The following is a 23,293-nucleotide window of genomic DNA, read 5'->3' as shown; positions in this document are numbered from 1 at the left end:
TAGCAAGGCGAATTTGGGTGGTGTTGTTATATGTCGCGGGTCTGACGGTTTTGTCTTCGATGGGTCTTGAATGCCGTATCTGCGGGCTTTTGTGGCGATGGTCGGACTCTCCCCATTTCGGGGGAGTCGTGTTTCCATGTGCCGTCTTGGCCGCAATACTGCTCTTGCTCATGGGTGTCATCTAGCAGAAAGCCCATATGTTATATGAGCCATAACTACAAAACATCATCATTCATGAAATCGATCAATATACTTACTTTTAAAGGTCGGCGAACCGCCGCCGTTCCGGGGGCCGTCGCGGCGCTCCTCACGCTCGCGCTGGCGGCCACCGGCCACTCCGCGCAGGTGACTCTGACCACCGGCAATGGGGTCGGCACCAGCGGTTTCAACGGCCCGACGGGCTGGTCCTCCGGTGCCGCTCCGACGGTCGGCAGCGATTACACGGTGGCGGTCCAGTTCCTCCGGACTCCTCCGGACGCGGTGAGCTACACCTTCGTCGGAGACTCGCTGAGTCTCAACGCCGGTGGAGGAATGATCTACAAGGGCACCGGCACGGCCGCCATCCTGACGATCAATAATTTCATTCTCAACGGCGGCTTTATCCGCAGCGGCAGCAGCTTCGCGGACGTGATGCACATCGCCGGCGGACTGACGGTCAACGGCACCGGTTCCTCCATTCTCGCCGACCAGAGTGCCTTCGTTTTCGATTCCGTGCTGACCGGCACCGGGGCCCTTGCCACCCAATCGGCGGGCGGCGGCTTCAACATCACCTTCAACGGAGCCAGCACCTACACCGGTAACCTGACCGCCTCCACGACCCAGGCGGCAGCCAGGACCATTCTCTCGGGCACCAGCCATTGGAAATTCCTGATCGGTGCCAGCGGAGTCAACAACACCATCACCGGCGCGGGCAATATCACCTTCGACGGCACGTTCGACATTGACCTCTCCACCGCCGGCAACACCGTTGGCAACAGTTGGAATCTGGTGAATGTCTCCACCCTTGTCGAAACCTTTGGCGCGACTTTCAATATCCCCGGCTTCACCGAGAACAACAACGTCTGGACCTCGACCTCGGGCAAATACCAGTTCAGCGAGACTACCGGTGTATTGTCCCGCATCACCGCCGATACCGATGGCGACGGACTGCCAGACGCTTGGGAAGAACAGTATTTCGGCGTTGGAAACTTGTTTGAGGAACCCGGTGGCGACTACGACAACGATTTTTGCTCCAACCTGCTGGAATACCAACGCGGCACCGATCCCACCAACGCGGCATCGTATCCAGACACCGATACCGACGGTCTCAACGACGGCTGGGAAATGTTCTTCTTCAATGGCAGCCTGGCCGAGACCGCTGCGGGAGATCCCGACGGCGACTATAACAGCAATGCGGTCGAATTCGCCGCGGGAACGAGTCCCAGTTCCGCCGACAGCTATCCCGATACCGAAGATTTCGGCTCCGGTGACGGCATGAACGATGGTTGGGAAATTCATTTCTTCGGCAGCATCGCGACCCTTCCCGATGCTGACCCGGACGGAGACCTATTCACCAACTATCAGGAGTTTCTCGCGAAAACCGATCCGACCGTGCAGATCTCATCGCCCGACAATGACGGCGACGGCCTGCCGGACGGATGGGAAGTGAAATATTTCCGCGTCGGTGCGGGTGATCTCGATAGCACCATCGCTCTTCAAGATGGCACGGGCGACCCGGATGGCGATCTCTATAACAACCTGGCGGAATTCAAGGCCAACACCAATCCCACGCTGGCAAGTTCCGCGCCATCGTCGCTCGCCTACTGGCGTTTCGAGGAAAGGACGACCGGCGTGGTTCCCGTCGGCAACGACACCGGCGGCAACCAGACGAACACCGTGCTGGACTCCTCCGGTCTCGGCAACCACATGATGACATGGCGGAGCTACACCTCGCCGCTTTACTCCACGGTAGTCCCGTTCGCCACGGTCCCGCTCACCGCGGCGGCGAACACCGCGTCGCTGAATTTCGTGAGGGATGGAGCGAATCTTTTCGTCACGGATAACGTTTACACCACCACCGGAGTCGAGTTGAACAGCCATGTCTTCAGCGCCTTCACCATCGAGGCCAGCTTCAATACCAACGCCACCAATGTCTGGCAGGTCGTGGTCGGAAAAACGGGAAATCCGATTGGCGGGCAAGCGCCGTTCTCGCTGAAAATCCGCGCCACCGATAACAAGCTGATCGCCGGCATTGTCGATGGAGCGGGCACCGCGAAGGAGGCTGTTAGCACGCGTGCCATCACCACCGGGACCTGGTTTTCCGCCGTGGTGACCGCGAGCGCCACCGAGATGAAACTCTGGATCAAGGGCGCCACGGATACGAACTACATCCTGGAAGCTACCACGACCATCAGTGGAGCATTCTACACCTACGCCGGCGTCAACGCTCCATGGGTCGTCGGCCTTGGCAAATGGAACGGTGCGGATGCCGATCCGTTCGGTGGATACATTGACGAAATACGGATCAGTCCGAAGGTGCTCGCGCCTGCCGAGTTCCTCATTCCTGTCACCACCAACGACACGGATAACGACGGGATGGACGACACTTGGGAAACCACCGCATTCGGTGGGCTTGGCCAAACCGACACTGGCGACTTCGACGGCGACGGCACCAGCAACCTCACCGAGTATCGCCTCGGTCTGACAGCTAACAGCGGCAGCTCGCTTTTCAAAATCACCCGCGGTGCGAACGGCCTTCTCACTTGGCCGAGCGTGACGGGCGTGAAATTCGATGTCCTGCGCAGCACTTCGCTGGCGGCTGGCAGCTGGACCATCATCAGTCCGGTGGCGGGAATCGACGGAGCGGCTGGCAACTCCAGCTTCACCGATCCGGCACCGCCGGCGGGGAATGCGTTCTATCGGGTCGCGCTCCGTCCCTGAGTTTTTTATGGGTAGTCATGGCAAAGCCGGTGGCCGCGAGGTCACCGGCTTTTTCATGTCGGAAATTTCCGGGACCGTCCGCTCAAAGCACCTCGGCAAGGTGCAGACGCAGCTGATAGTCGGACTGTTTGGTCGTTTTCCCCGCATAGGGCTGCGGGTTCAGCGTGGCGATGTCGATCACGTAGGATTTCGGAATCCCGGTGGTGCCGGTCTTGGTGGGGTCGGCGGGAATTTCCAGCTGCTTGGGAAAGGTCTTGGTATGAAGGTAGTAGGTCTTGGCCTTCTTGGTGCCGACCTTGATCCGCAGCACGACTTCGGCATCGCCGGGACTGGTGCACTTGGTTTTGGCGTTGATCGGGCAGCGGCTGTCGTCGATGACGGAAATAAAGGTGACCTTGAGTTGGGAGTCGTAGGTCAGGGTCGCGCTGACATGAAGCGGGTCAAGGACTCGAATGGCCACCGGCGCGCTTTCGGCGATGGCACGGGTGGTTCCGGAAAAGCAGGCACTTGCACCCAATGCGGCCAGCGCGAGAGACAGGATGATTTTGCGTCGGTTCATGGGAAGACGACGGTTGGCGGCGGAATGTAAATCAATCCACGATTCGACGGACATTGGATCGCGCGTATTTCACCCGGTGTATCCCCCGATTGTGAGGATTTTCAAAGCGGCACGAATCTGCGACAAAAGGAAAACGCCGGATCCCGGCGCAAACCGGACATCCTATGACCACCCGTTTTCTCAGAAGCTCCAGCGTGCTGATCGGCCTGGCTGTTTGCGGAATCCTGCCGCAACTCCACGCCCAATCCTCTCCGCCCACGGAATGGGTCGATCCCGACACCGGCCACCGCGTCGTCCAGCTTTCTACCGAACCCGGCAGCGAGAGCCTTTATTTCAACCTGAATCCCTTCACGCCCGACGGCCGGAAAATGGTGATCACATCGCCTGACGGAATCTCGCTCGTGGATCTCGCGACGCGCTCCGTGGAGAAAATCGTTAGCGGCCGCCCGCACATCATCATGGTCGGCCGCAAGACCGGACAAATCTACTACGTCGATAGTAAAACGGAAAACGGTGCGACAAGTCGTTTGGTTTGCTCGATCGATCCCGCCACCAAGGCGGTCCGTGAAATCCTCAAGCTGGAGCGCGGCCAGAGCGTCTCTACGGTGAACGCGGACGAAACCCTGCTCGGCGGAACGTTCACCGAACGCACCGACTGGGATACGAATTCGTATTTCGAAGGCGGCCCTAACCGACGGACGGAAGCCCGGACCGCGGACCAGCAGCGCGACAGTAAAGGCCAGCTCATGGTCGAGCGGCTGGACAAGCACTATCCGATGGGACTCTTCTTCCACAACATCGCCACCGGTGAGACGAAATCGGTCAACCGAGGTACCGACTGGCTGGGACATTTGCAATTTTCTCCCACCGACCCGGACCTGCTAATGTTTTGTCATGAAGGACCGTGGCACAAGGTGGACCGCATCTGGACGATCCGTAGCGACGGCTCGGATTTGAAACTGATCCACAAGCGCACGATGATCATGGAAATCGCCGGTCACGAATTCTGGAGCGCCGATGGCAAGAGCATCTGGTATGATCTCCAGACACCGCGTGGTGAGGATTTTTGGGTCGCCGGCTACGAGGTCTCCAGCGGCGTGCGGACGCAGTATCATTTGCAGCGCGATGAATGGTCGGTGCATTTCAACGTCTCGCCGGGTTTGACGTTTTTCTCCGGTGATGGCGGCGATGCGAAAATGGTCGCCCGCGCGGAAAACGGAAAATGGCTCTATCTGTTCCGGCCGGAATTGTTAGCCGATAGATCCGACGGGAACCTGGACACGAAAGGTCTGATCCGGACCGGTGTTTTCCATGCGGAGAAACTGGTCAACATGGGCAAACACAACTACGCGCTGGAACCGAACGCGATGTTCTCGCCCGACATGAAATGGCTGATCTTCCGCAGCAACATGAGCGGCGCGACCCAGGCCTACGCCGTGGAGTTGGAAAAAGGGGATGCGAAATGATTTGGCGAAGCGCCATTCTATTAACTGTCCGGAGTTCAAGCTTCAGCTTGTCTTCATGAAGAGCACGCTGAAGACGTGAACTCCGGACAGGCTTCCTGTGAATTCTCCGTTTCCTCCTGTTAAACCTACAAAGGAAGATGGGAACCACGGATTGCACAGAGGACACAGATAAGAATCGGGTTCCGAAAGACGCGGCCCTCACCTTGGGGGTGAATAACTCAAACATCATAACTCATTCATCATCTGTGATAATCTGAGTTATCTGTGGTTTGATTTTCTTTTTTAGGTTAAAACCACGGCCTACGGGAGTCTATCAGTCGCCTCCCAACAAGAACGCCCGGCTCCTTGCGGAACCGGGCGCTTTGAAATGGAAACGTCGTTCGCTTATTCGCCGAGGCCGAAGCGGACGAAGCGGGTCACCGTGAGGGTGTCGCCGAGTTCCTTGCCCTTGGCTTCGAGAAGCGCGGAGATCTTGATGTCCGGGTCCTTCACGAAACCTTGCTCAAGGAAGCAGCTTTCAGCAAAGAACTTGCCGATTTGTCCCTTAAGGATGTTTTCGATGATGTTCGCCGGCTTGCCTTCGGCTTCGAGGCGGGTGCGGAAGATGTCGAGCTCGTTGTCCACGACGGATTGCGGGATGTCCTCGCGGGAAAGACCTTTCGGCGCGCAGGCGGCGATGTGGAGGGTGAGATCCTTGATGAGTGCCTTGAAGCTGTCCGTGCCGGCGGTTTCCGCCTTGGTGGTGCCGACTTCGATGAGCACGCCGACCTTGCCACCGAGGTGGATGTAGGAAGCGACGACACCACCGGAAGCCGCGTCGTAGCGGACATACTTGCGGAACTGCAGGTTTTCTCCCACTTCGCCGACCTTCGCTTTGATCGTGTCTTCGACGGTTTGCTCGCCGTGTTGATGGGCGAGGGCGGCGGCGTGATCGGCGGCTTCGGAAGCGGCGAGCGCGTCGGCGATGTCACCGACGAAGGCTTGGAAGCTTTCGTTTTTCGAAACGAAGTCGGTCTCGCAGTTCAGTTCGAGCAGGAGGCCGGAGGTAGCGCCGGCATTGATGCGGGCGGTGATGACGCCTTCGTTGGCGGCACGATCAACCATTTTCGCGGACTTCATGATGCCCCGCTCGCGGAGGAGCTTGATGGAGGCTTCGAGGTCGCCGTTGGTTTCGGTGAGGACTTTCTTACAGTCCATCATGGGGGCGCTGGTCTTGTCGCGGAGTTCTTTGACGATTGATGCGGTGATCATTTTTTAAAAGAGGTTGGATTTAGAGAGAGAAAAAGGGCGGCCCGTCGGATGACAGACCGCCCGGTGATTTCAAAAATCAGTTTTTGCGGGCGGCGACCATCGCGTCCACCAGATTCTGGAGGATGATGCGGATCGAGCGGATGGCGTCGTCGTTGCCCGGGATCGGGAATTGGACGAGCGCCGGGTCGGCGTTGGTATCGACGATCGCGATGATCGGGATGTTCAAGCGGCGGGCTTCGGCGACGGCGATTGTTTCGCGGGCGGAGTCCACGATGACGACGGCGTCAGGCTTCTTGTCCATGTCGCGCACACCGCGGAGGTTGCGGAGGAGCTTTTCGCGCTCGCGGCCGAGGGCGGCGAGTTCCTTCTTGGACATGGCCTTGAATTCAGGCTGCTTCTCGATGTTTTCGAGATACTTGAGGCGCTCGACCGACTTGCGGACGGTGAGGCTGTTGGTGAGCATGCCACCCAACCAGCGGTGGTTGACGTAGTGTTGGCCGGTCGCTTCCGCAGCTTCGCGGATGGCGTCCTGCGCCTGGCGCTTGCAGCCGACGAAGAGGACTTTTTTGCCCTTTCCGACGAGGTCGGCGAGGAAATCGGAGGCTTTATCGAGCTGCTGGACGGTTTTTTCCAGGTCGATGATGTAGATTCCGCCTTTGTCCTTCATGAGGAAGGGCTTCATACGCGGATTCCATTTTTTGGTTTGGTGGCCGTAGTGGACGCCGGCGTCCACCATTTCGTTGATGAGTTCGTTGATCATTAGTGAGTTCTGTTTTCCCGCCTTGAATCAGGACGGGCGATTGATGAAGATTTGCCGCATGGAACCCCTCCGGATCTTCGTTGGTGAATAAGGCGGCTTGAAGAGGGGCGGGGAAACTGGGAAATCGGGGCGGGGTTGGCAAGGGAAATCAAAGTAGCGGAGGACTTCAGTCCGGTCTGCGGCTTCGAAGAGCGGACTGAAGTCCTGAACTACTTTTCGTGAGGGCTGGTTTCGTAGCCGAGGATTTCCCGGAGTTCCTTCCGCATTTGCAGGGCCACTTGGTATTCGAATTTCGTCAAACTTGAATGGGCCAGATCGGGTTTCATTAACTGATCCTGCTCGAACCAATGATAAGCGGCGGCTTTGAAATAGGGAACCGTTGCCATCATCAAAATCGCCGCCACCGCGTAAGTCGGCACGAGCGTTCGGGCGATCAAGCAATAGTGCAGCAAATCCTCCGGTTTCGAGTATAGACTCCTAACACTCGTCGCGAGTAGCCAGAAAATGGGAACGGCAGCCACAAAAAAGGCCACATAAACTCCGGGTTCCGAAGGCCGTGTGACTGCCCAACCTAGAATTGGAACAAATGCCAAAGCGCAGACGATCATCGTCCAGCCGAGCCATTCCCGCTTCTGTCGGAATCCGAACACCGCCGCCCGCTTCGCCAGCCGCCAGCGGGTAATGCTCACCGACAACAGGATTATCAGAGCGGCGAGTCCCGCAAATTGGCTGAACTCCAATTGCTCACTGTAAGAGTAAAACGACGGGATGCTATATCCCAAACTCAGTTCCCGGCCTCCCCAAGGTGTGAGTCGAATGACTGCCATTACGTAGAAAAACGGCAGCAAAACTCCACCCGCCAGAATCCATGCCCAATCGGATGGACGCATCAGCGATTCCATGCGCCCCGCGAGCCGTCGGATTAAAACCGGAATGCGGTATCGAAACGCCGCCACCAGCCCCATCGCCACCATCAGGACAGACCAAGAAATGTAGCAGCAGAACCGCGACAGAACCTCATGATCGACCAAGCGTCCGGGTCTCAATTCATCATCGGTCAAAACCGGAGGGTTTTTCAGAGAGGGTGATGCGCTTGTGCCAAACCACCCTGCAAGTTCGCTGCCCTTCTCATAGAGCAGGTCCCTGCTCGGAGATCTCTTCTTCGATGCCTTCCGCGCCTTCAATTCCAGAACCCTACCGAAAATTTCCCTCAATCGCGCGGATTCCTCCGTGAATCCCAGCTTCTCAGCCGCCGGGCTGAGATTGGAAACAATCCTGCTGGTTGAGCCCTGATTCATAAACTCTCTGAGCAATGAACCGACTTCAGAGCTTGTGCGCTTTTGAAGAAAACCGTCCGCGTCCACCAGCAGCTCGCGGAGTCCGGGAAGATCGTTGGTTTCCTCATTCAACCGCGCTTGAGCGGCAATCACCTCAGCCAGTGCCAGTATGCTGATTTCCAAGCTATTGCTTCTATCAAAAATATAAATGATCTGACGCATCAATTCCGGAGGGGTGCGTCCCGGCAGCAGTTGGAGCTGTTGGCGCAGTAATTCCATCTCGTAGCTCCCACACTTCGGCTGATCGCGGGCTTGGCGAAGAATCGCCAACGCGTCCGCGAATTTCGGTTCATCCAGAACATCCCATTCCGGAGTTTTGTTCGCAGCCTTCTCAGCCGCGGTCTGCTTCCGCATTTTGACGGCATCCTTCGCTTTCACCCCGGCGGCGAGATAAGTGAACCACGCGTTCTGCGGATCAATCCGACGGGCGGTTTCGAGAAAATCCGGCGGAAGAGTTTCGCCGTGTTCTAGTAAATAGCATGCAGCATATTCCGCGAAATAGGCGGGATTCGTGGGATCGCTATCCCACAAAGCTTTCGTCTTTTCTGATTTCGAACCCTCCGTTGAATCCACATAAAGCAGCAGCCGCTGCCCGTCCGTGAGATTGCGGGGGATCCTCCCGGATGAAGCTCCCAGATCGCCGTAAAAAATGTCAATAACAGGAGATCCAAAAAACTTTTGGCTGTTCATCACGGCTTTCACCCCATCCATCCAGATCACTGCGGAGACGATCACCAACACAGAAAAAAGCACCCACCGCCATACCGCCCGCCGCTTTCTTCCATCCACCGCCTCCCAGCGGGCGATGGCTTCCTCCGCGCCTTCACCGTCAGGCGACGCCAGGTCTCCTAGCAGATTTTTCGCCGCCATTTCCATCTCCGCGTTGTCGTGAAACGGGCGGACGGCGGTTTCGATGAGGCGTGTTTTCAAATCGGACACGCTCAGGATCTATCGGTTTACCCGGTGGCCGGGAAGAGCGATTTAGGACATTCAGGGGCCGACGTCGTATCCCAGCACCTTGCGGAGTTTCTTCCTCATTTGAAGGGCCATTTGGTAATCAAAATCGGACGACGCCATGTGCTCGCAGTTGGGTTTGATCAGTTCATCCTTGGCGGACCAGCGGTAGGCCTCGGCCTTGAAGAATGGCGCGAGTGAGATCACGAAAAGAGCCCCAGCGGCACAGGCGGGCACCATCATCCGTATGGCCACCTGATTGCGGATGACGTCCGCCGCCTGCCCGGAAAAGCAACGGAGTCCGGCCATAAGCAAACCCAGCAGCGAGGTTCCCAACGTGGCGAATGCAATGATGGACGCAAAAGGGGATGGATGGGTCACCGCCCATCCGCTAGCGGGTAGGATTGCAGCGGCGCAAATCACCGCCACTGCCATCGGCCAGGGAGCGCGGGTTTCCGCCCCGAGCATCCGCAGCCTTCTCCCGGCCCGCCAACGGGCGGTCAATCCCGAAGCAAAAAGGATCAATAGCGCCAGCGTGATGAATTGGGCCAGTCCCAGAAGGATGCTTTCTTCGAAATAGGGAATGACCATTTCATTTCGCCCCATGCTCAGATCCCTGCCTCCCAGCGGGGTGAATCGGTTGATCGCCACAAACCATCCCGCAGGCAGAAGCACTCCAAGACCACAAACGGCAAGCCAGTCGCCAGGCCTGATCAGAAGTTCCAGACGCCGGGCGAGCCGTTTTGTCAGGTCCCGTCCGGCAAAACGGAAGAGCGCGCAGCATCCCATGCCGCAGACAAGGATCGCCCATGCGACAATGGAGCCGGTCCACGAAAGCGTCTCATGGTCCATCAATCTGCCAGGCTCCATATCAGCGGCTGAGAGCATCGGCGGCTCCTCGATTTGTCGGGTTAGGCTCCCAAAATTGAGGAACGCGGAGATTCGACCTCCGTGATCGACGGCCAGATCCGCATTGGGGTTAGGCGGCTTGGGTCCATAGACGCGGGCTTTGAGCCTTCTTACTTCAAGCAAGGGACCAGCCAACCGTTTCGATTCCTCCATGAGGCCCAGCTTGTCTGCGGCTGCCGCACGGCTGATGGTCAACCCAAAGGCATTGCCCCGGTTGACCAGTTCTCCCGTCATGCTATCAGGGGGAGTGGAGGTGCATTTGCGGAGAAACACGTCGATGTCTTCCAGGATTTCGTGAAACCCCGCCACGTCTCCGGTTTCGCCTGTTAGCCAGGCCTTCGCGGCGAGAGCGTTTCCCAGAACGCGCAGGCTGTAGTCGGTTGAATCAATTTTGTAGCTGTAGCCAATGGCGAAAAGGACTTCCGGTGGTGTTTCCATCGGAATGAGTTTCATTTGCTCGCGGTGAAGCGCCGTGCGTGGGTTTTTACAATGTCCTTGGCTGCTGGCCTGCCTCAGGATGGCCAGCGATTCATCAAGCGCGACCCCATCGATCACGTCCCATTCCAAAGGGGCGTTGGCCACTCTGGCAGCTTTGGATTGTTCCCGCGACTTCACCGCGTTCAACGCGCGGACGCCTGCTGCCACATGCGTGAACCACGCGTTGTCCGGATCGATGCGCCTTGCCGTTTCGAGGAAGCCTTCCGGCAGCTTGTGATACTTATCGAGATAGACCGCCGAGTATTCGGCGAAATAGGAGGGATTTTCAGGATCGCTGTCCCATAGCGCCTTCATTTGCTCGGCAGGAGAACTCTTGGATCGATCTCCGAAAACCAGCAGCTTCTGAGCGTCTGTCAGGATGGCTGCAACCTGCTCTTCGGTAACCTTGGGGGCACTGTGGAAAACATCCACGAAGGTCGATCCGTCCATGGCTGAAATCGCTTCGTCATAATCCCATAGCATCCTCACCGCATCCCCGACGATGATTCCTGAAACAATTAAAAGTAATCCGTAAAGAATCCATCTCCAGAGTTTCGCTAACCAGCCCCGGTCCATCGCCTGCCATCGGGTGACTGCATTCGTGAGTTCCTTTTCGCTTCCGGTGACGACACTTTCCAACAGGCCATTGGCCGCAGCGATCAGCTCCGCATTCTCCGGCAGACCACGCGTGGCCTCTTTGATGAAATCTGCTTTCGGATCATTCATAGGCTGGCGCTCAAACCGGCTTCAACAAATACCCGCCGACCCAGCCTTCTTCGCCGCGCTCGTTCCGGCACCAGTGCCAGCCGTGGTTCTGTTTGAGCGACTCGATCCTGTCACCACGCTTGATCGTTAGAACGGTGGGGTCGTAGTCCTCCATCGCGGCGTAACGGCCTTCGCCGAGCGGTTCGAGGATGTCTTCGGGGACGTAGCCGTCGTTGCCGTTATTGTCCTCGGCCCAGACCCAGCCGGGCCACGCGCGGTCGGCGACGCCGACGGTGACTTCGTCGCCGGCGGTCAGGTGGATGGGAGTGCTGTCCTTGTCCTCGTAATCTGCATTTGCGGTGAAACTGGCCATGATGGCGGCTAGAAAACCAGATGCCGGAGGAAATGCGAAGATCGATTTCACGGCGGGGCTGAAGCATCCAATGAATCGAGGGATTCGCTGCCGCACAGAGGAGCAAGAAAACGCAAAAATGGAGATGACGGATTCAGAGGGCTTCTGAAAAATAAGGAGCGTCGGCATCCTGCCGACTGCTTGGGCCCGACATTCTGTCGGGCGGAATTGAAACAGCGGACCAGATTTCCGCCACCAGCAGCGTTCAGAATGCACGCGCTTCCTTTGCCGATTTGTCAGACAGCGTGTCAGCAACCCGGGAACGAAGCCGGTGCCATGTCATTTTTGCGTTTTCTTGCGCCTTTTTGCGGCTGAAATCTTCCCTATCGCTTTTGGTACGCTCCCTGGAGGCTTGCCGCAGGGGAGAAATCCGGCAATGGTCGCGCTCGTGAGAGCATTTTGCGTGGCGATCACACTACTCGCGGTTTCCTTTGCCTCGAAACCAGTCTCGACACCCACGACCGTGACGGCTCCGAGATCCGGCAATCCTGCTCCCCGAGTCGCGGCATATTGCCAAAAACAATCCGGCAAAAAAGTCGGCAATGGCGACTGCTGGACGCTGGCCGACGAGGCTTTCAAGTCCGCCGGTGCCACGCGTCCCGGCAGCGACATGCGCGTCTGGGGGCGAGAGGTGAATCCCGCCAAGGAAGCGCTCAAGCCGGGCGATGTCATCGAGTTCCGCAACGCATGGTTCTCGGACGGAACCATCACCGGTTCCGCTCATACCGCCGTCGTCGTGACGGGCGGGAGTCGCGAGAAATTTTCCATCGCCGAGCAGAACTGGGGGAAGAAAAACGTCCGCATCCGCGAAATGGATCTGACGAAACTCGTCTCCGGCAGCGTGACGGTCTATCGGCCGCAGTGATCAGCGCTCCTCTTCGTCCACCGTTTCGTCACGCTGATAGATCGGGAGCTGGCGGTAGGGCACGGTGAAGGCGAGCACCATCATCGCGGTGCCGTAGATGCGTCCGGCCTCGCGGCTCGGCCAGGAGCCGTCGGAGTCCTGCTTTTGCAGATAGGTGGCATACATCCAGGGCGCGTATTCCGTCCAATACCGGCCGCCGATCTGGAACGCTCCCTGCGCGTTGTAGTAATTTCCGTAAAACTCGAACTGATCGCCGGGCAGTTCTCGGAAACTCTGCATCACGTAGTCGGCGGCCTTGATCGTTTCCGGCGTGCCGTGTTTCCCGCAGAGTTCAAGACACAGCAGACCCATGCCTGTTAGCGACCGGTTGTGATCGTCCTTGTTCGAGTAGCCGAAACAACCTTTGTCCACGTCCTGGTGGCGCTTCAGGTAATCGACGGCGTCGTTGATCGCTCCGTCCGGCACCGCGGCACCGTTGAGTTTGGACGACCGCAACGCCATCAGCGCCCATCCGCTGCACGACGTGTCGCTGTCCTTGGAACCAGAGTGATATCGCCAGCCGCCGCGGTTGCGCTCGTCCTTTGGGACGGCCTGTGCGCGCAGGATCAGTGACAACGCTTTCGGCAGCGCCCGTTCGATTTTCTCCTGTCTGCCGGGATCGACCATGCCGCTGACTTCAGATAGAAAAAGCGTTGAAATGTTGTGCGCATACATCGGGCCGGTTCCGGCGTTGCCTTTTTCAAACAATCCATCGTCCTTCTGGCTCGCCAGCACGAAGTCGATGCAGCGGTTCAACGCCTCTGCATATGGCCCCTCCGTCGGCAGGTGGCCTTTGGATAGAAATGCCATGCCTGCCAAGGCGGGGATGCCGGTCGAGTCGCCGTAACCTTCGGGAAACGAGCCGTCGGGTTTCTGCACACGGGCAAGATATTGCAGGGCGTTTTCCACCGCGGGATCCACCTTGTCGCGCCACTCTTTGAAAACCGGATCGGTGATTTCCTGCGAAAGCGCCGCACCCGTCAGGGCGAAACAAAGTACCAGATGTTTCAGGGTGAAATTCATGGAAGGTGATTATTTGTTAGGCTTGTTCGACATGCTCTCGAAGTAGCCTTTGACCAACCCGCGATATTCCTCCGGCACCGCGCCGCTTTCACCGGCACCGACGTCGGACTTCAGCGAGGCCTGGATTTTAGCCCAGTCGTCCGAGCTGATTCCGAGCTTGGCGAGTTCCGGTGGAACTCCCGGATCGGCTTCCGCCTCGCGTGGTCCCTCGTCCGGCTTGTTGCCCGCCATCTTCCCAGGCGGGCCGCCGGGTGGGGGATTCGGACCTTGGCCCGGGCTCTTGCCCTGCATGCTCTGACGACCGGCTTCGGCGGCTTGCGCAAGGGCTTTCGCCGCGGCTGCCGCTTGGGCCGCGGCTTCCATCGCCTGCGGGTTCGATGCGGCTTGCGACGCTTGCTGGAGCGCCTCCGCCATCGCTTGCGGGGAAACCTTTGCCTGCTGCGGATTCGACGGTTGGGCCGCGGCCTGTTGGGCGGCTTGGTTGAATTCCTCGGACGCACGGTCTAACGACTGTGCGGTTTTTTCGAAATTCTGACCAGCCTCGCCGTGCTGCTTCGAGGCTTCGGCGAGTTGTCCCTGCTGACCTTTCTTCGCGGCATCTTCGGCCTGCTGGCTTCCCTGATTGCCGGTGTTCTTCGCGTCCTGCATGGCGCCGTTGGCATCAAGCTGCGGCATGGTTTCAATCTGATGGGCGAGCTCGTTCGCGGTTTCCGCCTGTGCCGCCTGCATCTTCTTCATGGCCTCCGCCGTGTTTCCTTTCGCGAGGTCGCTCATGGCTTCGGCGGCTCGTTCCTGGCGTTCCGCAAGTTCATCTAACTTCTCGGCCTGCCCGGCTTGATCGAGTTTTTCGGCAGGGGTTTTCTCATTGTTCGCCTGTGCTTCTCCCGCCTTCTTCGCGGCATCCTTCATCGCCTCCGCCGCGGCTTTCGCGGAGTCGGCGGCAGGTTGGGTTTCGCCTTTTGCGATTTGATCCTTCGCCGCATCCGCCGCAGTGGTGGCTTCGGGCAGCGTGTCCGCCAGGTCGTTCCGCGCCTCGCGGGCGTGGTCGAGTTCGGCGTTCGCTTCCTTCGCGATTTCCGCCTGCTCCTCGGCGAGCGCTTTTTCCAGCGCTTCCACGGTGGCTCCCTTGGTTTGCTGTTCCAGATTCTCCTGCGCTTTCGCGGTTTCACGTGCTTCTTCGGCGAGTGCTTTCGCTTCGTCCGCCTGAGCCTTGAGCGCTTCGGCTCTGCCTTCGGGACGGTCGCGGAGTTGTTGCTTGATCGCTTCCTCGACCTGCCGCTGCTGGTTTTTCCAATCATCCGGCATCGTCTCCGGCGGGTCTTGCTTGGCGACGTTCGCCTCCGCCTGACGGGCGATTTCCTGCTGCTTCTGGGCGAGGTCCATGATGCGGGCGAGGTCTTCGATTCTCTCGCGATCGCGGTCCATCGCGTTGCGGATTTCCTCCAACTGTTTCTCGGCTTGCTGCGCGTCGTTCCGAGCCTGATCGAGTTTCGACTCGCGTTGGTCGGGGGCGTCCTGAAGCAGTGAGTTTTCCATTTCCTCACGCGCTTTGGCCACGGTTTCGGCGGCCTTCTCGACTTCGTCGGATTTCTTCGCGTGAACGCCTTCCTTCATTTGTTTGGCGAGTTCCTTGAGCGTCGCTTCGGCCTGGGCGAGTTGATCGGCGGATTTCTTGAAATCTTTCTTTGCGTTGTCGTTCAACTCCGGATTGCGGATTTCGCCGCGGTGCCAGTCCATTTTCTCACGGCCCTCGCGGGTCGCGCGGATGGCTTCCTCGATGGTCTTTCTCGCGCCTTCGTCTTCCTGCCGCAGCTCCTGCCTGGCGAGCGATTCCGCGTTTTGGTCGATGTGCAGCGTGACCCACTCGGAATAGCCGACGCCGGGTCCTCCGAGGTCGGTCGGTCGTGCGTCCTCTGCTCTCACGCGCAGCCGGATTTCATTCGAACCGGGGAATTGCGATCGCAGCCCACCGATGGAAACTACGGCCTCGCCACGGAAGATGGGTGGTTTGGCGCGCGGAGCCGGCAGCGGCAACGGCTCGTCTAACATGGTCTTCGCGTTTCCGCCCGCGTCCACCTCTACCGACAGCTTCGCCACCGAAAAATCCTCCGTGACTTCATACTTCAGCGGAAGCACCTCGTCCGCCCGCACCTTGAAATCCCGCTGGACCGGGCTGAGCAGGGCCACTTCCGGAACCATGTCCGCCAGCACTTCGACTGGAAACCTCAGCGCCTCGATCTCGCGTCCGAGACGATGTTTGAATTTTATCACCGCCTCGCCACCGCCACCGGTAGTTAGAGTCCAGGTGAAATCCGCGCGCCCGCCGTTGGCCGAGCTTTCGATTTTCCCTTCAGCCACCCGCTTTCCGCCAATCTCCAGCCACGCGGCTTCGATCGCGGTGTTGGTCCGTCCGGCAAGCGTGACCTGCGTTCCAACCACAGCTTCGATTCCGTTAGCGGCCGCCAGTTCCTTTGGCAGCACTCCGGTGTATTTCGGGAAATCCAGCGTTGCGCGGGGATCGAGAAATTCCGGCATCGGCCAGACGGTGACTGTATAACCATCGCTTTCCTCACGACCGGCCCGCACTTGATAGCGGAATCCCGCGCGGGCCGGATTCATCACGTAGCGGTAACCGCCGTCCAGTATGGTCATGGCTTGGGAGATTTTCTTGCCCTTCTCCATCTCCATCCAGATTTCGAGATCCTTCTCTCCGCCGTCATAGGAAACGTCGATACGGACCGGGTCTCCGGACAAGACCTCAAGATCTCCCGGCGTGACTTTGAATTTTCCGGCCGCCGCATTTCCAACAGCGGAAAATGGAGCCATCGCCCGAACTAACAGGCGTGACGCTTCGTGAGGCCAGACTGCAAATGTCATAGCCAGCAACCCGAGCAGAGCGATCGCCGGGCGGGTCCAGCGACGGCTCGTGCGGGCTGTCTGGATTTCGACGGTCGCGTTCACATTTCCCGCATCCGCCTCCGCCGCGCGGCCGAGCGTTTCCAACAGTTCCGGTGAAACGCCGCCGGACTGATCCGCCAGCTCGAGCACGGTGCTGATCCGCTCCTCCATTTCCGGATGCCGTCCTTCCAGCCACCGCGCCACTTGCAGAAGGCCGATCGGTTTGAGCAGCGGACCGAATCCGAATTTCGCCGCAGCCAGAACGGCGAGCAGCCAGACGCCGAACATCACCCAGCGCAGGGTCATCGGCAGAGGTGATAGGAAAAAGTCCGCTCCCATCATCACGAACAGTCCGCCGAGCGCGACGGTGGCGACCACCATGGTGCCGCGGGTTTTCTGCACCCGCCGGATGCGTTCGCGCACGGTTTTCAAATGTGCTTCGATTTGTTCCGAATGTAGATTTGGTTTCATCGTGTTGGTTCTGTTATGGCAGGCCGCCCGCCCGCCGGATCACCCATTCGCTTCCCAGTAAAATCGCCAGCAGGCCGAGCAGCCAGCCGCTGTCCCACAAAGAGCTTTCGCGGATTTCATCGCGCTGGTTTTTCTCGGTGAGAAACAGCGCCGCAAGATCGGCCGTCTTGTCCGGAGAAACCACCTTGCCACCTGATAGGCCGGCAATCGTTTCCAGCAGGGGACGGTTCAAAGTCGTCTCCGCGAGCTCGATAGGTCCCCGCGATCCGACGACCTGAAATCCGGTCTTCAATTCCTTCGCGCCGTCCTCCTTGATTAGCGTGTCCGCCTTGTCGCCGCGGAGCCGGATCTCGTATTTTCCGCCTTTCGTGAAACGTTCCAGATTCGCTTCATAAAGCCCGTTGGAATTTTCCACCGCGGTGAGAGGAACGGATGAGAGCACCTTGCCCTCGCTGAGGATTTCGGCCTGGAGCGAATTGTCATCGACCGGCTTCAAGCTCTGGTCGCGCAGACGAGCCGTCACCTTGACACGGTCATCCGGCGTGTAGGTCAGTTGATCCGTTCCCAAGCGGGCCCGGGCACCTCCGGACCGCAGAACTGGTCCCGCACCCCAGCGGACGAGGTTGCCCCAGAACCGATGGTGATAGAGATCGCCGGCACCCTCGCGCAGCCGCCAGGTTCGGTCTGTTAGCAAGAGGGCGACTTTGCCTTTTCCCGTCTGCCGGGTGACCAGCAGCGCGGTCTTCGCCTCGCGTTCACGGCGTTTCGCCAAGTCGTCCAAGGCGCTCGTGAGGCCCGCCCCGCTCACCACCGCAGCGTGTTCGTCGCCGCTCGCCGCGGTCAGCAGGACTTCGGCGCCTTCCTTGAGTCCGGTGACGGGATGTCGCCAGTTCAACGCGGGAAATTCAGACCATACACGTTCGTTCGCGGTTTCCCCGTCGCTTTGCTGAGTCACCGGATGGCGCTGGCCTTCCGGTGTCAGGCTGAACCGAAACTCGTCGCCGCCCTCGTTGAAATAGTTGCGGTGGTTGAACTCCATCTCTGCCGGAACCAGCGCGCGGCCCGCTTCGGAATCGATGGCGTGAGGCATGGCCCTTGGTCCGGCGATCATTACCAACAGCGCGGCGCGTTCATTCACGCAGCGCGAAATGATCTGCCAGGTCGGCCCGTCGATCGCTTTCGCGTCGACGTCGCCGAGGATGATCACGTCGAATTTCCGCCACTCCTCCTCGCTAACAGGTAGCCGGGTGGCGAGCGCGTCGCCGAATGGCCGCGATGCCGAGGCCGGCACCGCCGCGTTGCTCTGATAGGAAATCTGGTCCGGATTCATCAGCACGTATTGCAGGTGCACCGACTTGTCGCGGCCGTAGAAGAGATTCCGCAGGTAGCGGAATTCCCAGCGCGGATAGTTTTCCACGATCAGCACGTTGGTCCGCGCGTCGGTGATGGAGGTTTCGAAATCCCAGTGGTTGTTCTCCTTGAAACGCTCGCCCTCTAGGTCTCCGATCTGCACTCGGTAGTCGTTCACGCCGCCCTGCTCGGGAACCTGCGCGAAACGGATTTCCTCGCGGTGATGGTCTTGTGGAATGGAAACCTCGCGGGACTCCAGAATCTTGTCGCCACGTCTCAAATACACCTTTGCGGTCTGGCCCTTGTAGCCGTCGAATTTCAAGTCCACCGACACCCGCATCCGGTCGCCGAGGTGGATTGCCTCGGGTGCGCGGACTGATAGAATCGAGGCATCCTTCGGCGGTTCCTCGCTGCCCACGGCGACCACGCCCACCGGCGCGTCGAGAATTCCGAAACGCCGCGCCACATCCTCCACTCGCTCCGGGCGGTTGTGGCGGCCGTCGCTGACCATCACCACGCCTGCCAGTTCGTCCGGCGGCACTTGCTCTAACACGGTTCCAAGCGCGGATGCCAGATCGGTCGAGTCGCCCCATCCTTCGGCGACTTTTTCGCCCTCCGCCTGGACGCTGCGGGCCGCCTTGACGACCCGGACGCGCATCGTTTCACGCAACTTCTCGACGATCTTTGATTTCGCCAAAGCCGCTTCGCCAATTGCGATGCGGGTGGCTTCCGTGCCGTCGTCCTTGAGTTGCATGGATCCTGAATCATCCATCACCACCACGACCTCGCGTTTCGTTTCGCGCTCGACCTTGCGGACCCAGACCGGTTCGATGAGGATCCAAACGAGCACCGCCAGCGCGAGCAGGCGCAGGCCGATGATGCACCGCGCGCGTCCCCGAGTCACCGCTCCCGCTTCGTAGCGATAGAGCCACAGGAGCAGCTCAACCGTCGCTGCGATCGCAGCTCCCGAGATCCAGAGCGGCCAACCTGGTGAAATTCTAACTATCTGTGAAACGCCGTGGAGCAATCCCCAGGCACCCAACGCCACCGCTAAAAATCGTATTGCCGATTTCATCGTCCTCCCCTCCAGATGGTTGATTCCCCGAACTCGACACGCACGTCCTCCGCAGTCCTGCGTGATTTTGAAACCCAACGTGCGAGAACGCTTTCGATGAGGAAAAGGATGAAGGCGGAAACGGCGAGCATCTTCCAGATTTCCCGGCCGAAGCCTTTGCCTTGGAGCACGCCCAACAAATCAGCGACCGACTTGGGCAGCAGTAGATCGATGCGTTTTCTAACGAGTGCGATGTCGTCTCCGGTCATCGTTTCGAAGCGGCTCTCCCCGGCGTCGCGGCTGACGGCCACGGGCAGGCTGCCGTTCCGAATGCCGGGAATGACTCCGTCCAGCGTAGTGCCGGTGGAAACCCGATAGATGCCCGGCAGCGCGGGGCCGTCGATGGTCAACTCGCGTCCGCGGCGGCCGGCTTGGATTGTCGCCTGACGGGGAAGCCCGCGGGGATCGATGGTTTTCAAAGTCGAGTCCGCCGATTTGGCGGGTTGGAAAGCCGACGATGGAATCACCTGGCGAACGTCTCCGGGCGGAGTCCAGTAAAGGTGGACGCTTGCCTCGCCGCCGTCTTCCTGGAAATTGACGGTGATGGGAACTGGCTTGCCGGCCTCCAGCGCGATGCGTTCCGGCTTGTTGTCGCCCCGCTTGCCTTGGAGCGAGAATCGGTCGCCGATTTTCACATCCACCTGATCGTCGGCTTCGGCTTCGATGAAATAGCCGCCGCTGATCGGCGGGATGAGGCTGCCCTTCCACTCGACGGAGAAGCGGTTGTCGGGCATGCCCTTGCCGGGACTGTCGTTTTTCCAATCGAAATCAATGGCGGGATCGATCCGCTGGAAGCCCACCTTGTCCCGCTTTTCCATTGACCGGTAATAAGTGGCTGATAGGCCGCCGCTGCCTGAGTTGAGAATGAACTCCGGACTCCATGCCGAGGCGACGTTGAGGTCCACGCCACCGCCCGCGGCCCAAGTGACGAGTTCGTGGAGGAGCGGGACGAAGGCGCGTTTCGCAGGAAGGTTTCCGGCGCGCGCATCGAAGGCACAGGTGGCGAGAACACAGCGTCCGTTGCCATTGCTGCGGGTGGCGAGGAAGGCGTCTCCGTTAGAGAAGGCGGCGGCCTGCACGGCTCCTTCGGCGGGCTTGCCGGTTTTGCGCCAGCGTTTGACTCCCGCCGCCTCAATGTCGCTTTTCTTGCCGAACAATTTCAGCGACTCGTGCACGAAGGTGGAGGCTGCCGGAGAAATGCCGGTGGCGTCCACCGCTTCATCGCCGAGGGGAAGCGGCAGCAGCGGACCGCCCATGCTTTCCCAGCTGTTATAAAATGCGGATTCGGCGCGCGGGCCGGCGATGACGATCAGGCCGTTGCCCTCCGCGATTTTTGCCGCGAGGCGTGTGGCAATGGCGGCGGGCAGGCGTGGGACATCGGCGAGGATGATCACCGCCGCGTCGTCGAGGTCGGACTCGCTCAGATTGCTGGCGGATACGACGCGCGGATCCATCAGGAATTTATCGCCCGCGCGTTCGCCGCCGATCAATCCGGTCGAGGGGGCGAGGGCCAGCGCCGAGTAGCCGGCGGCGCGGTCGAAGAACGATCCGGCGGGGTTGCCATCGACCAACAGCACGGAAAGTTTTTCTCTAACGGTGACGACGTGCTCAATGCGGTTGTCGCTCGCGAGGTCGTCCTTGGCATCGATCCGCGCTTCGATGACCTGCGGTCCGGTGCCGGTGAAACGATGGCGAAACTCGACGGTCTCGGTTTGCCCGGGCACCAGCAGGCCGACGGGGGATTCGCCCGCTTTTTTGCCCTCGATTTCCATCGTGACGGGGCCGGGCGTGATCGCCACCGAACCGGAGTTCTCCACGGTGACGCGCATGACCAGTTCTCGGTCGGTACCGACAAGCGCGCGGGAAAGTTCCATGGAGGACAGTGCGACGTTGCGGAACGGATCCGGCGCGCCGAAGTTGCGGAGCAGGAGTTTCGGCTTCGATGGCATGGCTTTCCACGCGTTTTCGAGACCGTCCCATGCGGAAGGATTTTCAAACCGCCAGCCGGAGCGTTGGGAGTCGGTGAAAACGACGATTTCCTTCGAGGCGTTCGTTCCTTGGGCGAGACCGAGCGTCGCCATGCCGAGCGCGTCGTGGGCGCGGAACGTGCCGCCGACGGGCTCCAATTTATCCAACACGCCGAGGACATCGGCCCGGTGGGTGAGGGGAGCGGCAGTCCTCGCTTCGGGGGCGGGTCCGCCGAGGATTACGGAGAACGCGGTGCCGTTAGGAGCTTCCTTGACGAGTTGGCGGGCTTCCTCGATGGCGTGCTGGAAAACGGTTTTACCTTCGCGGGTGAGTTCCATCGAGGCCGAGGCGTCGATAACGAGTGCGACGTCCCGCCGGCCGCTCGCTTCGAAGCGTTTCAAGTTGAGATACTTTTCCAGCAGAACCAATCCCGCGGCGCCTATCAGAAGAGCGATGGCGGTGCCGCGGACGATCCATCTTGCCTTGGCATTTCCCAAGACGAAGGAGCCGCCGAGCAGAGCGATGCCGAGGAGCCCGGCGGGCAGCACGAACAGCCACGGGACATTCGAATCAGGCGGAATGAACGGCCGCGCCAGTGCGAGCGCGAGTAATCCTAACAGGAGACACCGCGCCGCCATCAACAGCAGGTCTTCCCATTCCATCCGGCGGCGGCGGACGGAAATGGTGTCGAACAGGAATCGCATCGCGCCCCATTCGACGGGTTTTGCGGCTTGCTGGCGGACGAGGTGGATGATGACCGGGATGGTTGCCCCGATCAGTCCGGCGAGCAGCCATGGATTGAGAAACAACATCTATTTCCGCCCTCCCAGGTAGCGCAGGAGTGTGTCCCGCAGCGGGGTTTTCGTGTTCACCGGCACGTAGTCGGCGCGCATTTTTCCGCAGGCGGAATCGATGCGTTTGACGAAGGCGCGGAGTTTTTCCAGGTAGGCCGCGCGCACGGCCTGCGGGTCGATCCGCAGCATGGCTTCGATGCCTTCGAGGTCCTTGAAGCGTTGGAAGCTCTTGAAGGGAAATGTCAGCTCCTCCTCGGCTAACAAGTGAAAGACGATGAGTTCGTGCTGGCGGAAATCGAAGTGGTGGAGGGCTTCGACGATTTTTTCCGGATCGTCGAAAAGGTCGCTGATGAGGACGACGAGACCGCGTTTCGGGATGCGCTCGGCGACGTGGTGGAGTACGCTGCCGACATCGGTGTCGTCACCTGCCTTGGTGGTGTGGAGTTCCTCAAGGATGCGCCGGACCTGGCTCGGGCGGCTGCCGGAGCGGACGAACGCGCGGGTGGATTTGTCGAAGGTGACGAGGCCCGCGCCGTCGCCTTGTTTGATGAACATGTAGGCCAGTGCGGCGGCGAGGTGCTTGGCGTATTCGAGTTTTGAAAGGGCTTTTCCGTTAGCTGATGCGGCGTGATCGCCGGTGTATTGCATGGAGCCGGAAACATCGACGACGATGGTCGCGCGGAGGTTGGTTTCCTCGATGTATTGGCGGATCACCTGGCGGTCGCTCTTGGCCATGACCCGCCAATCGAGGTTCTTAGGATCGTCGCCAGGAGAGTATTCGCGGTGCTCGGCGAACTCGACGGAGAAGCCCTTTTCCGGCGATGTGTGCCGACCTGATAGGGTGCCGACCATCCGCCGGCGCGCATACCAGTCGAGCCGCCGCAGGATGCCCATCGTCTCCGGCGGGAGGAGGCGCATGCAGTCGGGAAGTTTGAGGGAATCGCTCAGAGATTGTTGATGGTTGGGAGTTGATAGTTGATGGAAAGAGAAAGAGGAATGCGGGGATTTTCTATCGCTATCAA

Annotated in this window: 14 protein-coding genes; 3 read left to right on the top strand and 11 right to left on the bottom strand. The window is 59.5% G+C overall.

All coding sequences use genetic code 11. From position 1 onward, the window contains the following. The first annotated feature begins 234 nt into the window (after window positions 1-234). On the top strand, window positions 235-2,919 hold the full coding sequence (locus tag ABIQ96_RS22815; RefSeq protein WP_348216960.1) for a LamG-like jellyroll fold domain-containing protein: 2,685 nt from the start codon (window positions 235-237) through the stop codon (window positions 2,917-2,919). Window positions 2,920-3,001: 82 nt separating this feature from the next. On the opposite strand, the gene ABIQ96_RS22810 is transcribed toward ABIQ96_RS22815, so the two are convergent. Next, a complete protein-coding gene (locus ABIQ96_RS22810; protein WP_348216959.1) occupies window positions 3,002-3,478 on the bottom strand; it encodes a hypothetical protein in 477 nt (158 codons plus the stop codon). Between the two features lie 164 nt (window positions 3,479-3,642). On the opposite strand from ABIQ96_RS22810, the gene ABIQ96_RS22805 reads away from it, so the two are divergent. Next, complete coding sequence (locus ABIQ96_RS22805; RefSeq protein WP_348216958.1) at window positions 3,643-4,944, top strand: oligogalacturonate lyase family protein; 1,302 nt, start codon at window positions 3,643-3,645, stop codon at window positions 4,942-4,944. Between the two features lie 384 nt (window positions 4,945-5,328). On the opposite strand, the gene tsf is transcribed toward ABIQ96_RS22805, so the two are convergent. From tsf to ABIQ96_RS22780, 5 genes are all read right to left on the bottom strand, one after another. After that, window positions 5,329-6,195, bottom strand: a complete 867-nt coding sequence (tsf, locus tag ABIQ96_RS22800; protein WP_348216957.1) for a translation elongation factor Ts — start codon at window positions 6,193-6,195, stop codon at window positions 5,329-5,331. Between the two features lie 76 nt (window positions 6,196-6,271). Continuing rightward, on the bottom strand, window positions 6,272-6,955 hold the full coding sequence (rpsB, locus tag ABIQ96_RS22795) for a 30S ribosomal protein S2 (RefSeq protein ID WP_348216956.1): 684 nt from the start codon (window positions 6,953-6,955) through the stop codon (window positions 6,272-6,274). 209 nt (window positions 6,956-7,164) lie between these two features. Then, window positions 7,165-9,231, bottom strand: coding sequence for a hypothetical protein (locus ABIQ96_RS22790; RefSeq protein WP_348216955.1), 2,067 nt, complete (start codon window positions 9,229-9,231; stop codon window positions 7,165-7,167). Window positions 9,232-9,282: 51 nt separating this feature from the next. Next, complete coding sequence (locus ABIQ96_RS22785; protein WP_348216954.1) at window positions 9,283-11,358, bottom strand: hypothetical protein; 2,076 nt, start codon at window positions 11,356-11,358, stop codon at window positions 9,283-9,285. Window positions 11,359-11,368: 10 nt separating this feature from the next. Further along, on the bottom strand, window positions 11,369-11,761 hold the full coding sequence (locus ABIQ96_RS22780; protein ID WP_348216953.1) for an SH3 domain-containing protein: 393 nt from the start codon (window positions 11,759-11,761) through the stop codon (window positions 11,369-11,371). A 391-nt stretch (window positions 11,762-12,152) separates the two neighbouring features. On the opposite strand from ABIQ96_RS22780, the gene ABIQ96_RS22775 reads away from it, so the two are divergent. Further along, window positions 12,153-12,614 carry a hypothetical protein gene (locus tag ABIQ96_RS22775; RefSeq protein WP_348216952.1) on the top strand — a complete coding sequence of 154 codons (462 nt, stop codon included), beginning with the start codon at window positions 12,153-12,155 and terminating at the stop codon, window positions 12,612-12,614. Here the strand turns inward: ABIQ96_RS22775 and ABIQ96_RS22770 are convergent, their stop codons facing one another. Genes ABIQ96_RS22770 through ABIQ96_RS22750 form a run of 5 tightly spaced genes read right to left on the bottom strand, consistent with a single transcriptional unit; the run spans window position 12,615 to window position 23,189 of the window. Continuing rightward, window positions 12,615-13,676, bottom strand: coding sequence for a prenyltransferase/squalene oxidase repeat-containing protein (locus tag ABIQ96_RS22770; protein WP_348216951.1), 1,062 nt, complete (start codon window positions 13,674-13,676; stop codon window positions 12,615-12,617). It lies immediately after the preceding gene. A gap of 9 nt (window positions 13,677-13,685) precedes the next feature. Then, entirely contained in the window at window positions 13,686-17,045 is a 3,360-nt protein-coding gene (locus ABIQ96_RS22765; protein ID WP_348216950.1) for a DUF4175 family protein, read from the bottom strand. 13 nt (window positions 17,046-17,058) lie between these two features. Next, on the bottom strand, window positions 17,059-19,470 hold the full coding sequence (locus tag ABIQ96_RS22760) for a hypothetical protein (protein WP_348216949.1): 2,412 nt from the start codon (window positions 19,468-19,470) through the stop codon (window positions 17,059-17,061). Further along, complete coding sequence (locus ABIQ96_RS22755) at window positions 19,467-22,289, bottom strand: PA14 domain-containing protein (RefSeq protein ID WP_348216948.1); 2,823 nt, start codon at window positions 22,287-22,289, stop codon at window positions 19,467-19,469. The genes ABIQ96_RS22760 and ABIQ96_RS22755 overlap by 4 nt, the downstream gene beginning before the upstream one ends. Continuing rightward, window positions 22,290-23,189 (bottom strand): DUF58 domain-containing protein, encoded by a 900-nt coding sequence (locus tag ABIQ96_RS22750; protein WP_348216947.1) that lies wholly within the window; start codon window positions 23,187-23,189, stop codon window positions 22,290-22,292. Between the last annotated feature and the right edge of the window lie 104 nt (window positions 23,190-23,293).

This window comes from Luteolibacter sp., from assembly GCF_039920825.1.
Classification (GTDB): domain Bacteria; phylum Verrucomicrobiota; class Verrucomicrobiia; order Verrucomicrobiales; family Akkermansiaceae; genus Luteolibacter.
The sequence above is the reverse complement of the archived record's forward strand: the minus strand, read 5'-3'. Positions and strand labels throughout refer to the sequence as shown.